At 37.4% G+C, this 15,630-nt stretch carries 14 protein-coding genes and 1 other RNA gene; 9 read left to right on the top strand and 6 right to left on the bottom strand.

Features of this window, described 5'->3' with window-relative positions; genetic code table 11:
- Window positions 1-68 precede the first annotated feature (68 nt).
- Window positions 69-473: an acyl-CoA thioesterase gene (locus LGQ90_RS06075; protein ID WP_229339212.1), complete on the bottom strand. Its 405-nt coding sequence runs from the start codon at window positions 471-473 to the stop codon at window positions 69-71.
- Window positions 473-1,540 carry a glutaminyl-peptide cyclotransferase gene (locus LGQ90_RS06070; protein ID WP_229339210.1) on the bottom strand — a complete coding sequence of 356 codons (1,068 nt, stop codon included), beginning with the start codon at window positions 1,538-1,540 and terminating at the stop codon, window positions 473-475. Before LGQ90_RS06070 ends, LGQ90_RS06075 begins: the two co-directional genes overlap by 1 nt.
- Before the next feature lie 84 nt (window positions 1,541-1,624).
- Here LGQ90_RS06070 and ffs point away from each other — a divergent pair.
- The 3 genes from ffs (at window position 1,625) to fsa (ending at window position 3,297) form a co-directional block, all read left to right on the top strand.
- Window positions 1,625-1,723, top strand: an RNA gene (ffs, locus tag LGQ90_RS06065) — signal recognition particle sRNA small type.
- Window positions 1,724-1,766: 43 nt separating this feature from the next.
- Window positions 1,767-2,588: an SDR family oxidoreductase gene (locus LGQ90_RS06060; protein WP_229339208.1), complete on the top strand. Its 822-nt coding sequence runs from the start codon at window positions 1,767-1,769 to the stop codon at window positions 2,586-2,588.
- Between the two features lie 52 nt (window positions 2,589-2,640).
- Window positions 2,641-3,297, top strand: a complete 657-nt coding sequence (gene fsa / locus LGQ90_RS06055) for a fructose-6-phosphate aldolase (protein WP_229339206.1) — start codon at window positions 2,641-2,643, stop codon at window positions 3,295-3,297.
- A gap of 48 nt (window positions 3,298-3,345) precedes the next feature.
- Here fsa and LGQ90_RS06050 read toward each other — a convergent pair whose 3' ends face one another.
- Window positions 3,346-4,800, bottom strand: a complete 1,455-nt coding sequence (locus LGQ90_RS06050; protein ID WP_229339204.1) for a TlpA family protein disulfide reductase — start codon at window positions 4,798-4,800, stop codon at window positions 3,346-3,348.
- A gap of 131 nt (window positions 4,801-4,931) precedes the next feature.
- On the opposite strand from LGQ90_RS06050, the gene LGQ90_RS06045 reads away from it, so the two are divergent.
- Complete coding sequence (locus LGQ90_RS06045; protein ID WP_229339201.1) at window positions 4,932-6,557, top strand: ABC-F family ATP-binding cassette domain-containing protein; 1,626 nt, start codon at window positions 4,932-4,934, stop codon at window positions 6,555-6,557.
- A 3-nt stretch (window positions 6,558-6,560) separates the two neighbouring features.
- Here LGQ90_RS06045 and LGQ90_RS06040 read toward each other — a convergent pair whose 3' ends face one another.
- A complete protein-coding gene (locus LGQ90_RS06040) occupies window positions 6,561-7,244 on the bottom strand; it encodes a class I SAM-dependent methyltransferase (RefSeq protein WP_229339199.1) in 684 nt (227 codons plus the stop codon).
- A 183-nt stretch (window positions 7,245-7,427) separates the two neighbouring features.
- Window positions 7,428-9,782 carry a TonB-dependent receptor gene (locus LGQ90_RS06035; RefSeq protein WP_229339197.1) on the bottom strand — a complete coding sequence of 785 codons (2,355 nt, stop codon included), beginning with the start codon at window positions 9,780-9,782 and terminating at the stop codon, window positions 7,428-7,430.
- A 298-nt stretch (window positions 9,783-10,080) separates the two neighbouring features.
- Here LGQ90_RS06035 and LGQ90_RS06030 point away from each other — a divergent pair, with 298 nt between their 5' ends.
- Window positions 10,081-10,443: a CoA-binding protein gene (locus LGQ90_RS06030; RefSeq protein ID WP_229339195.1), complete on the top strand. Its 363-nt coding sequence runs from the start codon at window positions 10,081-10,083 to the stop codon at window positions 10,441-10,443.
- Here the strand turns inward: LGQ90_RS06030 and LGQ90_RS06025 are convergent.
- The gene (locus tag LGQ90_RS06025; RefSeq protein ID WP_229339194.1) at window positions 10,414-11,859 is read right to left on the bottom strand and encodes a sodium:solute symporter; all 1,446 of its coding nucleotides are present in this window, start codon (window positions 11,857-11,859) and stop codon (window positions 10,414-10,416) included. The genes LGQ90_RS06030 and LGQ90_RS06025 overlap by 30 nt on opposite strands.
- A gap of 77 nt (window positions 11,860-11,936) precedes the next feature.
- Between LGQ90_RS06025 and recR the strand changes: the two genes are divergently transcribed.
- The 4 genes from recR (at window position 11,937) to LGQ90_RS06005 (ending at window position 15,629) form a co-directional block, all read left to right on the top strand.
- Complete coding sequence (gene recR, locus LGQ90_RS06020; protein ID WP_229339192.1) at window positions 11,937-12,554, top strand: recombination mediator RecR; 618 nt, start codon at window positions 11,937-11,939, stop codon at window positions 12,552-12,554.
- 217 nt (window positions 12,555-12,771) lie between these two features.
- Window positions 12,772-14,100 carry a dihydrolipoamide acetyltransferase family protein gene (locus LGQ90_RS06015; RefSeq protein ID WP_229339190.1) on the top strand — a complete coding sequence of 443 codons (1,329 nt, stop codon included), beginning with the start codon at window positions 12,772-12,774 and terminating at the stop codon, window positions 14,098-14,100.
- A gap of 138 nt (window positions 14,101-14,238) precedes the next feature.
- Window positions 14,239-15,015, top strand: a complete 777-nt coding sequence (locus LGQ90_RS06010; protein ID WP_229339188.1) for a 3'-5' exonuclease — start codon at window positions 14,239-14,241, stop codon at window positions 15,013-15,015.
- Window positions 15,015-15,629 carry a fumarylacetoacetate hydrolase family protein gene (locus LGQ90_RS06005; protein WP_229339186.1) on the top strand — a complete coding sequence of 205 codons (615 nt, stop codon included), beginning with the start codon at window positions 15,015-15,017 and terminating at the stop codon, window positions 15,627-15,629. The genes LGQ90_RS06010 and LGQ90_RS06005 overlap by 1 nt, the downstream gene beginning before the upstream one ends.
- The last annotated feature ends 1 nt before the right edge of the window (window position 15,630 follow it).

Below are 15,630 nucleotides of genomic sequence, written 5' to 3'. Positions count from 1 at the left end.
TTTCAGACTGTTTTTTGAGAGAAGAACTCTCTTTAAAGTCGAAATGATTTTTTTCTTCAAATGCATTGCTATTGTAAAAAGACTCTTTTAAGTTCTTCAGAGATTTTCACTGGCTTTTTTGTGTCGGCATCTAAAAGGCACCAGATGGTTTTTGCTTCCGCAAGTAATTTATCGGTATCGGCATTTTTAATGATCACGTGCCTGGTAGAAGTTACATGCGTGGTATCGCTAACATAGGTTTTAAGAGAGATATTATCTCCTAAAAGAGCTTCCTTTTTATAGCTTATCTCGTGTTTAACTACTACCCAGACCACTTTCGATTTTTGCTCTTCAGTAGCTTTCGCTTCCCAGTGTTCTTCAGCCACCTCCTGGACCCATTGCACATATTCCACATTATTCACATGCTCTTGTTTATCAAGATGCTTTTTGGTAACGACCAGCTTTTTCTCGTATATCTCGGGATTGATCTCCATTACTTTTCTACGATTTTCACTTCGAATATTTTATCCCACTTTTTGCCGGTAACATATAATTTGTCGGTATTTGAATTATAGGCAATACCATTTAAAACATCATTATTGGGATCAAGGCTATCAGTATTCCCTAATTGTTCTTTCAATCCTTTAAAACTTATAAGGGCTTCGATTCCTCCATTTTTCGGATTTATGATTGCAACACTTGGGAATTGATACGTGTTAGCATAGATCTTGCCGTTAACCCATTCCAATTCATTAAATTTTGTAGCAACAGATTTATGAGTTGTGGGTTGTATATAACTTTTCTCGGCTAAGGTTTCAGGATCCAGGATCCAGATCTTTTCGGTTCCGTCACTTTTAAAGATTTTTACTCCGTTATTACAAAGTCCCCAACCTTCTTCGCTTTGATTGTATCCAAAAGTTCCGGTCTTTTCGAAAGTATTCAGGTCGTAAATAAAACCTTCACCTTCCTGCCAGGTTAATAGGTAAAGCTTATCACCTAAAATCGTAAGACCTTCAGCGAAATATTGATCGTCCAGTTTGATCTCTTTGAGCACTTCGCCCGATTCAAGATCTACTTTTCTTAGCTTGGATTTTCCATACTGGCCAATACTTTCATATAAGGTGTCACCATGAAATTCCAAACCCTGGGTGTAGGCGTTAACATCATGAGGATAGGTATTTATAACTTCATATGTGTATACCCTGGGAGCTTCGGTATTTAGGATCTTGATATTTTTTGTAAGAGTATCTGGAGATTCCTCGCTATAGACAATTGCTTTTAATCTTTGGTTCCCTAACAGGACATTTTGAAGATCCAGGTTAAAATCTCCATTTTTTGAACTTTTTAGATATTGATCTCCTATATAAAAGGAGACCGAGTCAAGGTTTTTGTTTTTAGTGTTTACTATAGAAGCTTTCAGGCTCTGATTTAGCTTAAATTCTGACTTGTTTTGATCGAGTTTTAATGAAAAATCAGATTTTTTATTTCCGTTGTTACTTCCGCAGGAAAAAAATAAAAAGTTTAATATAAAGAGTAACAGTAAGTTAAATTTATTCATCATAAAATAGGCTTGAAAACTGAGCTAAATTAACCAATTCACATTAAAAAAAGCTTGCCAAAAGATACAAAGATTGTATATTTGCACCGGCAAGTCCCACACAACCAGCTCCTGCTGAATCCCCCAGGGCGGGAACGCAGCAAGGGTAGGCGGTCGTAGCGGTGTGATGTGGGTCGCTTGCCATTTTTTGTTTCTACTAATTCCTAAATTTATTGCATATTTGTGCGATATGAAACAAGGGAAATCTTCAAAAAAAGTGGTGCTCATCACCGGCGCTTCTTCCGGAATCGGAAAGTCCATTGCGACCTATTTAAGCAAACAAAATTTTAAAGTTTACGGTACCAGTAGAAATCCACAGAATTCTTCTATTGAAAATTTTCATTTGGTTGCACTGGATGTCACTAAAGAAGAGACAATAAAAAGTGCTGTTCAGGAAGTATTTGAAAAAGAGGGGAAAATTGATATTCTTATTAATAATGCGGGCGTTGGGATCACCGGTCCTATAGAAGAAACTCCGGAAGTAGAGATCAAAAAGGCTTTTGAGACCAATTATTTTGGTCCCCTAAATATGATCAAAAATGTGTTGCCTGTAATGAGAAGTCAGCAAAGCGGGCTCATTATAAATGTGACTTCAATTGCCGGATATATGGGGTTACCATATCGCGGAATTTACTCCGCTACCAAAAGTGCTCTTGAAATTACCGCCGAGGCTTATAGAATGGAAATCAAGCAATTTGGAATAAAAATGACCAATGTCGCTCCCGGGGATTTTGCAACCAATATAGCATCAGGCAGGTATCATGCTCCTGTTACTAAAGGATCTGCTTACGAAGAAGTGTATGGAAATACCCTCAAACTAATGAATGAGCATGTAGACTCGGGGCAGGATCCGGAACTAATGGCGAAGGAGATTTTGAAGATCATCGAAACCGAGGAGCCAAAAGTACATTATAAAGTAGGAGAGCGCCTGCAAAAGATTTCAGTAAAACTGAAAGCGCTGCTACCCGATAAACTCTATGAGAAAATGCTTATGAAGCATTATAAATTGTAATTTTATTACCGCTTAAAACGTATTTCATTAATATTCAAAATAACACACAACTATGAAATTTTTTATTGATACCGCCAATCTTGATCAGATCAAGGAAGCACAGGATCTTGGCGTATTAGACGGAGTAACTACGAACCCATCCCTTATGGCCAAAGAAGGAATCACCGGTAAGGATAATATCTTCAAACATTACAAAAAGATATGTGACCTGGTAGAAGGCGATGTAAGCGCTGAGGTGATTTCTACAGATCTTGAAGGAATGATAAGAGAAGGTGAGGAGCTGGCAGAGCTTCATGAGCAGATCGTGGTTAAAATACCTATGATCAAAGAAGGGGTGAAGGCTCTAAAATATTTCAGTGATAAAGGAATCAGGACAAACTGTACTTTGGTGTTTTCTCCGGGACAGGCATTACTGGCTGCTAAGGCTGGAGCAACTTATGTTTCTCCTTTTATTGGGAGACTTGATGATATCTCTACAGATGGATTAAATCTTATTGCTGAAATAAGACTTATCTATGATAATTATGGATTTGAAACTGAAATTCTGGCTGCTTCTGTAAGACATACTATGCATGTTATTGAATGTGCTAAACTTGGTGCAGATGTAATGACCGGACCACTTTCTTCTATTGAGGGACTTCTAAAACACCCATTAACAGATATTGGGCTGGAGAAATTCCTTGCAGATCATAAGAAAGGAAATCAGTAAATAGCGGAAGATTTAAAATATACCAAGGCTGCCATATGGTGGCCTTTATTATTTATTAAGAAATTCGAGTATTTGGTCTTCGAATTCGGGAGTCCCTAATTGAAGATCTCCTTTTACAATATCACCATTGGCGGCTACAAAAAATACCTTGTTCAGATATTTTTTATAGGTTTCCTTGGAAGATGAGCGTTTTGTGATTTGAAACTCATTGTTCTTGTCATAGCCGAAAGTTTCCAGCGTTCTTAGCCATTCTTCTCTCTCTCCAAGATCGATATTTACCCCAAGAAAATCCAATTCAGGATATTTTTTCTGAAGATCTTTAATGATATGATGCTGCCATCTATGGTGGGTGGGAGCATATAAAGACCAGGCATACGTGATGGTTGGTTTATTTATAATCTCAGAATAACTCAAAATCTTTCCCTCTGTGTTTTCCGCATTTAAACTGTTCAAAGAAGTTCCTACAAAATAGTTCTTCTGTATTTGCGCTAATTCACGGGCACTTTCAATGCGGCTATAATCTACTTTTTCTAGCAAGCTAAGTACAGAATCAAGTCTTTCTTCGCTCTCAGACATGGTAATCGCCTGCGCAGAAAGCCGGTCTAAAAATTCATTTTTTAGTGGTTCAATAGTAGAAAGCGAATCTATTAAAAGTATTCTTCTTTCAATATTTGAAAAAGTATTGATATTAAGACACTTCTTTTTGTCCCCATGCTCCTTAAGGCAATGTTCTATAGACTTAGAGCGGAGATAATCATCAATTAAATTGGTGTACACATAGTAGTCCTGAAGTTCTTCATTATTAAAATTAATATCTTCACGATAATTGTTGAAATCCTCCGGGATTTTCTCGGCGAAGTTATTATAGTATTTCCTGATCAGGAAAGTATATCTTTCTCTTAAATCGTAATATTCATAACTGATACTGGCCCGGGCAATATTTAAAAAATCTTCTGAAAAATCATTCTTTTCCTGTAATTCTTCCAAATCCTTAATTCTATCCGCTTTAATGGAGTCGGTCATTTTTGCGAATTCAGTCGGCTCAATTTTATAGTAGGTTAAAATCAGATCATTATTTTTCTGATTCTTCAAAAACATATCTAATAGGAAATCACTTTTTTCATAGCCATCACCACTAAAATTTAAAGACTCGTCGAAAGACATGGTGTTGAGCCATATCACAATACTATCTCCGGGTTCTGTATAAATTATCTGACTTTCGGGCGGATGTCTGAAGGTATAAATGCCGCTTCCGAGATTTGTAAATTCTTTTCCGAATTGATTTTTCTCGTCAAGATATAGGGTATCTATCGTTTCATTTTCTTTCGAAATAACGACATAGTCCGTCTCCGGATTATTGATTTGGCCGCCTATATAAATAGAATTTGATTCTTCGGAATTATTGTTATTACATCCCGTGACCAAAACCGCCAGGCATAGACTTAGGTAGAAAAAATACTTCATCTGTAGTATTGGGCCACAGAGCATTTCGGTTTGCCCCATTTTTTAACAAATATAGAAGCTGCCTGAAGCGACGCGTGTTAAGTGTGCGTTAAAACAAATATTTAAAACGTTAATCTTTCTTAGTAATGCTGAATATAACTACTTTTGCAAAAAATTAATTTATTTAGTTTATGCTTTCAGTATCAAACCTTTCTGTACAGTTTGGAAAACGTGTTTTGTTCGATGAGGTTAATACAACCTTTACTCAGGGGAACTGCTATGGAATTATTGGTGCCAACGGTGCCGGGAAATCTACATTTTTAAAGATCCTTTCAGGGAAATCTGATCCTACTTCGGGACATGTTCATTTAGAGCCTGGTAAACGTATGTCTGTCCTTGAACAGGACCACAACCTGTATGATGAATATCCTGTGCTGGAAACAGTAATGAGAGGTAATAAGCCTTTATTTGAGGTTAAAACGGAAATGGATGCTTTATATGCTGATTATTCCGATGAAAATGCTGACAGGATTGGTGAGTTACAGGTACAGTTCGAGGAAATGGATGGTTGGAATGCCGAAAGTAATGCTGCTTCTATGTTGTCTAATTTAGGAATAAAGACAGACGCTCATTATTCGCAAATGAAAGATCTTGACGGCCAACAAAAAGTACGAGTGTTGCTTGCACAGGCATTATTTGGAAAGCCTGATGTGCTTATTATGGATGAGCCTACGAACGACCTGGATTACGAAACTATAAGCTGGTTAGAGAACTTCCTTGCTAATTATGATAATACCGTGATCGTGGTGTCTCACGACCGTCACTTTTTAGATTCGGTTTGTACACATATTTCTGATATAGATTTTGGAAAGATAAATCACTTTAGTGGTAACTATACTTTCTGGTATGAATCTTCCCAGTTAGCTGCAAGACAAAGAGCTCAGCAGAATAAGAAAGCTGAAGAAAAGAAGAAAGAACTACAGGAATTTATTCTGAGATTCAGCGCGAATGTTGCTAAGAGTAAACAGGCTACTTCCAGGAAGAAGATGATAGATAAGCTGAATATTGATGAAATTAAACCTTCGAGTAGAAGATATCCGGCGATCATATTCGAAAGAGAACGTGAAGCTGGAGATCAGATCCTGAATGTGGAGAAACTGGAAGCGAGTATAGAAGGGGAGACTCTATTCAAAAATATTGATATAAACCTGGCCAAAGGTGATAAGGTGGTGGTATTCTCTAAGGATTCTAGAGCTACATCAGCATTTTATGAAATCATAAACGGAAAGCATAAGCCGGTAAATGGAAAATATCAGTGGGGTGTTACTACATCTCAATCTTATTTGCCAGCAGATAATTCAGATTTCTTTGACAATGATCTCACTTTAGTAGACTGGTTGCGTCAATGGGCAACCACAGAAGAAGAAAGAGAAGAAGTTTATATAAGAGGATTCCTTGGTAAAATGTTGTTTAGCGGGGAAGAAGCATTGAAAACCTGTCGAGTGCTTTCTGGAGGAGAAAAAGTTCGTTGTATGTTGAGCAGAATGATGATGATTAGAGCGAATGTTCTAATGTTGGACGAACCTACAAATCACCTGGACCTTGAATCTATTACAGCTTTCAATAACTCCCTGAAAAATTTCAAGGGAACGGTTTTATTCACTACTCATGACCACGAATTTGCACAAACGCTTGCAAACCGAGTGATCGAGTTGACTCCTCGTGGAGTAATTGACCGTTACTTAAGTTTTGATGAATATATGAGTGATAAAAGTATCAAAGAGCAGCGTGAAAAAATGTATGCTGTAGAAGCATAATTCTTATTTCACTGCCTGGAGATATATCCAGTATCCCTGGTTATATAGAATTTGGATATCATCAAATCCAGCATTTTTCATCCATTCTATTTGGATGTTATAATCTGTTGGTTTGTCAAAGGCATCGTAGTGCTCCATGATCCATTTCCATTTTTCACCATCTGGAAAACTGATATTAACAAAACTATGCCATTCTTCTAAAATTTTTGGATGCTCTGGATTAGTTTTGCTTATCATCAAATCACTGTATGAAAATATTCCTCCTTGTTTCAAGGAAGAATAAATATCCTTAAAAATGGATTGTTTCTCTTTATCCTCTAGGTGATGTAGACTAAATCCTGCAACTATCAGATCATAACTATCTTTATTAAAACTGAAGTCTTTAAAATAGTTATTGTGATAAATGAAATTATGGTCCTTGAACTTGTGGCGACATAGATTAATCATTTCTGTAGATGCATCTACCAAAGTATAAGTTGCATTTGGAAAATATGGAACCAGTTGTGATGATATATTGCCGTTACCACAACCCAGATCAAGAACAGACCCGGGATTAAAGTTTTCTGGAAAATATTTTACAAAGCTTTCCACTAATTGCAAATAATGAGGGGCACAGCCAATCATATCATTGGTGTAATTTTTAGAAAATTCATTAAATTCTAAGGCTATGTTCTCATTTTTTTTCATGATTAATAAGAATTTAATTTTACAAATGCTCCCTTTGCGGAAATTAGATTCCTATAAATGTAGAATAATTATATCATTTTTCCTTTAAAGATTTTTAAAGCTAAATCCTCACATTCATTCTGAAATAGAATTAAAAAACCCCCACTAAAAAGCGAGGGTTTTTGTTGGCTAATTTCATCAAATTTAGAATATTCCTCCACCGGCATTATCGTCGTCACGATTTTTTCTCTTTAGAGCCTTGTTCTTTCCGCCACCAAAGCGATAGGAAAATCCAAGGTAAACCGTCTGGGTTTCGCCTTTAAAAGTTCCGATCTGTTCAAAAGGTCTACCGCCAATTACACGATATTCCTGAGTGTCAAAAACATCATTAAAGTTAAGACTAAGGGTAGCTTTATTGTCTTCAAGGAAGGAATATCTAGCTCCCAGATTAAGGAAATAGAGGTCATCTACATCCTGTTGAAGATCTTTAGTCTTGCTTCTGTAAAATCCGAAAAGGGAAAAAGATAAGGCTTCCGTAGCTTTGAAATTATGATTGGTGCGAAAGCTGAAAGCAGTGTTCTCAATTTCCGCAAATTCTGTACCTACCAGTCCGCTGATAGTTTGTCCATAAATTTCGAAACTTGTGTTTGTGCTCCACCAGTCGGTAAACTTATAGTTGCTTGAGAATTCTGCTCCGTAAGCATCATTACTCCCAAAGTTGGTAAAAGTTAAAAACAGAGATCCAGGTTCTTCGCCTTCCTGAAATACCTGGTTGATCTCATCTACAGTTCTTCGGAAAAATAAACCACTTGTAATACTTCCTTTTTTTCCAAGTTTTCGGGTATAATTGAATTCTAAAGAATTGGTAAACTGAGGATCGAGTTCCGGATTTCCTGCTACCGTAAGTCTTGGAGAGGTCACCTGTCTAATAGGGTTTATCTGGCTAAATCCCGGGCGATCCACTCTTCGGCTGTAACTTAACTGGTATGTATTCTTCTCTCCGGGGGTATAGCTAAGAAATGCACTTGGATAAAGCGTTACATAATCATCTTCATATACCTGCTCTCCATTATATATGGCATTCACATTGTAGCTCTCCAGGCGACCGCCAATCTGATAGTTCCATTTTTCGAAATTTTGCCCGAATGTGGTATAAAAACTGTAAATATCACGAGTATAGTTGTATTCTGAATCTAAAAAATCTGGATTGCTGGTATCATAATCATTAGTGGTTTCAAGAAGTCTTGCCTCAGCACCTATTTCAAGATTGGAAACTTCAGATAAAGGGTTTATATAATCAATATTTCCGGTGAAATTGGTACGATCTTCATGAACCTTATCAACGTATGGAGTGAAGTCAAGCTCATTATTATTAAAATCCACACTGGTTAATTCATCTTCGTCAAAATCATTAAAATCTACTTCAAACTGAATTTCATGACCCTCTGTTTCAAAATCGTGATCATATAAGAAGTTGTAACTGGAATTAGTATTTTTAAAATTCGCATCCAGGTTCTGGGTGAAATTTCGGGATGGATCATTAAAATCTGTAAATGATATTGCGCCAATTGGGCCACCATCAAAATAATTCTGATTCGTGTAAACTGAAAATGTGTTTTTTTCATCCAGATAAAAATCCACCCCAATTTTATATAAATAAGATTCATTTCTACCGTCAATTTTGAACTGTTGTCGGCTATCTGAATCTGGCAAAAGAATGATCCCGCCATTTTCACGTTCTCCGAAATTACCGCCCAGATTTCCATAGAAATTGAATTTACCGGTACGATAGTTCATATCCAGGTTACCATTGAACCTGGTGTTTTCTCCCTGTGTTATTCCGGTATTTAGATTTCCGTTAAATCCCTGGTTGGCATTCTTATGAAGCACAATATTAATGATTCCGCTCATTCCTTCAGGATTATATTTTGCTGAAGGATTAGTTATCAATTCTATACTTTTTATAGAAGTTGAAGGAATCTGCTTAAGTAGTTGGGCAGGATCCATATTAGTTGGTTTTCCATCCACCAGAATCCTGACATTAGAATTCCCGCGAAGTGAAATATTTCCATCCTGATCTACATTCACGGTAGGAATATTCACCATGATCTCAGAGGCACTGGCACCGGTAGTCATTAGATCTTTCCCGATGTTTATCACTTTCCTGTCTACCCGTTGCTCTATAGTAGTCCTTTCAGCGATCACCACTGTTTCATCCAGCATGGCCACATCTGGTTCCAGTTTAATTTGCCCAATCTGGATATTGGTATTATTTCTGTCAATATGTATTTCCTTAGTGTAAGTCTTATAGCCTATAAACTGAACTTTAAAGAGGTAATCTCCTGCTTTGATATTTTCAAGAACAAAAGTACCGTCATCTCCGGAAGTGATCCCAGTGACCAGATTTCCTTCCATGTCATTCACAATGATGGTGGCGTAGGGAATAGGTTCATTTAATTCCTGATCTATTACTGAACCGGAAATTTGTCCTACCGGATCGGTGAAACCCAAACATACCCACGAACTAAATAATAAAAATGTAAAAAATAACTGTCTCATTTTTTGATTGATTTTGATGATTTATGTTAAACAAGTTACTTTGTATTGCATAATAGATATTCACAATACGCCGTAGTTTTTGATGATCTTGTACTTATATGACGACTCAAATTTTCATTCGTTACATGAATTTTGAAAAAGAACCTGCATTCCAGTTAAGAAATGCAGGTTTTAGCAAAATCATCTTTCTTAACACTAACCATCAAAATTAATAAGATGACTTTGCAAGGCCCGGACCTCACTCTAAAGACTTCTTTGGTTACTTATTGTTACATCAAATTTTGTTTAACTTTGAAATATGAAGAAAAAAACATTGGTTCTAGGAGCCTCACTTAATACTACCAGATATTCAAACCTTGCTATTAACAGATTGGTGAGACACGGGCAACCTACCGTGGCCATTGGCTTAAGAAAGGGAACTGTAGAAGGTGTAGAAATCAAAACAGAGAAATATCCATTTAAAGATATTGATACCGTAACGCTTTATCTAAATGCAAAAAGACAGAAAGAGTATTATGACTATATAATTTCTTTAAGACCATCCCGGGTTATCTTCAATCCAGGGACAGAGAATCCAGAACTCTACGATCTTTTACGGAATAATAATATCGCTTTTGAGAATGCCTGTACCTTAGTGATGCTTTCTTCTCAGCAATACTAATCCCAGGAAAGTAAGTAGTCCATTAAGGATCAGAATAAAGAATCCGAATTCAAAGCCTACCCATTTTAAACTATTTATACTAATAATGTATGAAAGTACGGGTGCAGCAACAGCGATTACTGGAACCAGTTTATCTCTTACCTGCCATTTGGTAAAAAGACCAAAAGTATAAAGCCCCAATAGTGGTCCATAAGTATATCCAGCAAACTGGAAAAGCTTATTAATTACACTTTTGTCTGCGATGGCATATTTGAAGGCAAGCATTACCAGGATCAGTAAAATGGAGATGGCAACATGAATTTGTTTTCTAATCCTTACCTGTTTTTTCTCATCATATTTTTTCTCAATATCCAGTATGTCAATGCTGAAGGAAGTGGTTAAGGCGGTTAAAGCACTGTCTGCACTGGAGTAGGCGGCAGCTATTAAGCCAAGAATAAAGAAAATGGCTACTGCCATTCCCAATTCTCCGCTGGTCGCGATGGCCGGGAAAAGATCATCACGAACTTCAGTGATCCCATTAACATCTGCATAATCTGTAAGTAGTACTCCTAAAGCAAGAAAAAGAAAGTTGACAAATACAAGAACAATAGTGAACCAGAACATATTCTTCTGGGCATCCTTCAGGCTTCTACAAGTAAGGTTTTTTTGCATCATGTCCTGGTCCAGTCCTGTCATTACAATCGCAATAAATGCTCCGGAAAGAAACTGCTTGATAAAATGATCTTTGCTTTTCCAGTCTTCAAAAAAGAAGATTTGAGAATGTTCACTTTCTGCCAGATACCCAAATAGATTACTTAGAGAAAAACCAAGATCTTCAGAAATAAAATAAATGGTAATTCCCAGGGCCAGGAGCATAAAAAACGTTTGTAAGGTGTCTGTCCAAATGATCGTTTTTATTCCGCTTTTGAAGGTGTAGAGCCAGATCAATAAAATGGTGATGGTAACGGTCACGTAATAAGGAACGCCCATGGCATCAAAAACTACTAACTGAAGCACATTGGCGACCAGAAATAACCTAAAACTTGCTCCGACAACTCTCGATAATAAGAAAAAAGAAGCTCCGGTCTTATAGGAAGCATTTCCAAACCTGCTTTCAAGGTAGGTGTAAATGGAAGTCAGATTCATTTTATAATAGAGCGGAAGTAAGACCTGCCCTATCACCACATAACCTATGGTATACCCCAGAACTACCTGAAAATAACTGAAAGAGTCTGTTTCTACGGTGCCGGGAATTGATATAAAGGTCACGCCGCTCAAAGAGGCTCCAATCATACCAAAAGCAACCAGATACCAGGGTGCCTGTTTATTAGCTTTAAAAAATTCGGCATTGCTGCCACCGCGTCCGGTGAAATATGAAATTAAGATGAGTACAGCGAAATAGGCGGCAATGAGGATGAGTACCTGATATGGTTGCATAAATAGTAATTCTGCGGGCCAATTTACAAATTAAGCTTTAAGTAATTTCATCCGTCAAAAAAATCATAAATTCGCATATGGATTTTTCTTCAAAATTATTGGAGCAGGCAGTAGATGAAATGTCACAATTGCCGGGAATTGGAAAGCGAACAGCTTTAAGACTGGTATTGCATTTATTAAAGCAGCCGGAGGATCAAACAAAGCAACTGGCTACGGCCCTTCAAAATCTTAGGCAGAATATAAAACTGTGCAAGAATTGCTATAATATCAGTGATACTGAATTGTGTGAAATTTGTGCAAATCCTTCAAGACTTTCAGAAATTGTTTGCGTGGTCGAGGATATTCGTGACGTTATGGCTATTGAAAATACGGGTCAGTATAGAGGGCATTATCATGTGCTCGGTGGAAAAATTAGTCCTATGGATGGCATTGGACCTTCCCAATTATCTATCAAACCCCTTGTGGAAAAAGTGAAGGCTGGTAAAATTGAAGAGATCATCTTCGCCTTGAGTAGCACTCTGGAAGGTGATACTACCAACTTCTATATTTTCAAACAACTGGAAGGAACCGGAATCAAGACATCTACTATTGCCAGGGGAATTTCAGTTGGAGATGAGCTGGAGTATGCCGATGAGGTGACCCTGGGACGAAGTATAACCAATAGAATTCCTTTTGAAAATTCAATGAAGAGCTAGATCATAAACATTCTTGCCTAAAGAAGAAATTTTTAAAAATCATTGAAACTTTTTCAATTCCGTAGTTGAAATTGTAATTTTAGCAGGAAATTGCACGGGTTATTCCGCTGTAAAAAATTCAGTAAAAATCAATTTTATTGATTTTTTAATATTTAATAAGCGGTATTTTGATTAAATTCGCAACTCAAATAACAAAAATCACATCTGATTTAAAGATATGGCAAAATTTGAATTAAAGTTACCCAAAATGGGTGAAAGTGTTGCTGAAGCAACAATAACTAGCTGGCTTAAAGAGGTTGGGGATACGATAGAAATGGATGAGCCGGTACTTGAAATAGCTACAGATAAAGTGGACAGCGAGGTGCCCAGTGAAGTTGACGGTAAACTTGTTGAAAAGCTTTTTGAAGCAGATGATGTTGTAAAAGTAGGTCAAACTATAGCAATTATAGAGACTGATGGTGAAGTTGAAGGTGGGGCAGACGAGGCTGAGGTAGAAGAGGAGCCTGCCGCAACTGCTCAGGTCGAAGAAAGTGTTGAAACGGCTAAAGAAACCGCATCGGCAACTACTTCAGGAGATGATTATTCAGATTCTTCAAGATTTTATTCTCCATTAGTTAAGAACATAGCGAAAGAAGAAGGAATTTCTTTATCGGAACTCGAAGGAATTGAAGGTACCGGAAAAGAAGGCCGGGTTACAAAAAATGACATTCTTGGATATGTTGAGAACAGAGGTGAAAAGTCAAAGAAATCAGATACCACTTCAAAAAAATCTGCAGATACCAAGGGAATGGCAGCAGGAGTTTCTTCTCAGCCAGAACCGGTAGTTTCAGGAGAAGATGAGATCATAGAAATGAGCAGAATGGGTAAAATGATCGCTCACCATATGGTGGATAGCGTTCAGAAATCTGCGCATGTTCAAAGTTTTATTGAGGTAGATGTAACCAATATCTGGAACTGGAGAAATAAGCATAAGGCTGAATTCCAAAAGAAAGAAGGAGAGAAGCTTACTTTTACTCCAATATTCATGGAAGCCGTCGCTAAAGCGATCCGTGATTTCCCGATGGTAAATATTTCGGTAAATGAAGACGCTACCAAAGTGATCAAGAAGAAAAATATCAATCTTGGGATGGCCGCAGCTTTACCAGATGGTAACCTCATAGTTCCTGTCATAAGAAATGCAGACCGACTAAATCTTGTGGGAATGGCCAAGGCAGTAAATGATCTTGCCAACCGGGCAAGACAGAATAAACTTAAACCAGACGATATTCAGGGTGGAACTTATACGGTTACCAACGTAGGTACTTTTGGAAGTATCATGGGAACTCCTATTATCAACCAGCCTCAGGTTGGGATCCTTGCACTGGGAGCCATTAGAAAAATGCCTGCGGTAATTGAAACTCCAGACGGTGATTTTATAGGAATCCGTTACAAGATGATCCTATCTCATAGTTACGATCACAGAGTGGTAAATGGTGCCCTGGGTGGACAATTTGTACAGCGGGTAGCACAGTATCTTGAAGGTTTCGATAAGAACAGGGAAATATAATATTTTAAATACTTATATTCTACAAAGCCACGTTCTGCGTGGCTTTTTCTTTTTTCAGAAAACAAATTTTAGCTTAATTCATGGTTTTAATTTTAAGCAAACTATCAAATTATACTAACTTTACTGAAATTTTAAAATATGGATCTTAAGCTTACCAAACCCATTTGTTTTTTTGATCTGGAAACTACAGGTACCAACATTTCTAAAGATAGGATTGTTGAAATTGCTATCCTCAAAGTGTTTCCAAATGGGAATAAGGAGAGTCATACCTGGTTGGTAAATCCCGAACGCGAAATTCCGGCAGAGGTTATTGCCATACATGGGATCACCAATGAAAAAGTTGTAAATGAGCCAACCTTTAAAGAACTGGGTCAAAAAATTCATGATCTTATTAAAGGCTGTGATCTTGGGGGGTATAACTCCAACCGATTTGATATTCCGCTTTTAGTGGAGGAGTTGTTGCGAGCAGACATAGATTTTGAAATGAAGAATGTGGTTGCTGTGGATGTACAGACCATCTTCCATAAAAAAGAGCAGCGTACTTTATCTGCGGCTTATCAGTTTTATTGCGGTAAGGAACTCGAAGGCGCTCACGGGGCCGAGGCCGATACCGAGGCTACCTACGAGGTCTTGAAATCTCAATTAGATAAGTACGAAGATCTTGAGAATGATATGAAGTGGCTGGCAGATTTTAGCTCAAGAAGAAAATTTGCCGATTTTGCCGGATTTATCAGCTTTGATAAAAAAGGCAAGGAAGTATTTTCTTTCGGAAAGTATAAAGGTAAACATGTAGAGCAGGTACTTGAAGAGGAGCCGGGATATTTCGGTTGGATACAGAATGCAGATTTTCCATTATACACCAAGAAAGTACTTACCGCGATCAAACTTCGCAAACTGAACAATAAGCTTAGCTAATGAAGATTATTTGTATTGGCCGTAATTATACCGATCATATTTCAGAATTAAAGAACGAAAAACCGGAAGAACCTGTAATATTTCAGAAACCAGATACTTCCATTTTATTGAAAAAACAACCATTTTTTATTCCTGATTTTTCAAACGAGGTTCACTATGAAGTGGAGGTCCTGGTGAAGATAAAAAAGATAGGAAAGCATATCCAGGAGAAGTTCGCCCATAAATATTATGATGAAATTGGCCTCGGAATAGATTTTACGGCGAGGGATCTTCAGCAAAAATTAAAGGAAAAAGGCTTACCATGGGAGAAATCCAAAGCTTTTGATGGGGCTGCCGTGATAGGAAATAAATGGCTGGATAAGAGTGAATTGGGTGATGTGAATGATCTGAATTTTAGCCTGAAAAAAAATGAGGTGGTTGTGCAGAAGGGCAATACCTCTCATATGCTTTGGAAAATTGATGAATTAATTGCTTATATTTCGACGTATTTCACCCTAAAGATCGGGGATGTCATTTTTACTGGAACGCCCGCCGGCGTAGGCAAAGTCTCTCCCGAAGATAGGTTGACCGGCTTTCTGGAAGAGCATAAAATGTTTTCGATCAAAGTAAAATAAC

The organism is Christiangramia sediminis (assembly GCF_020552705.1).
GTDB classification, from domain to species: Bacteria; Bacteroidota; Bacteroidia; order Flavobacteriales; family Flavobacteriaceae; genus Christiangramia; species Christiangramia sediminis.
The sequence above is the reverse complement of the archived record's forward strand: the minus strand, read 5'-3'. Positions and strand labels throughout refer to the sequence as shown.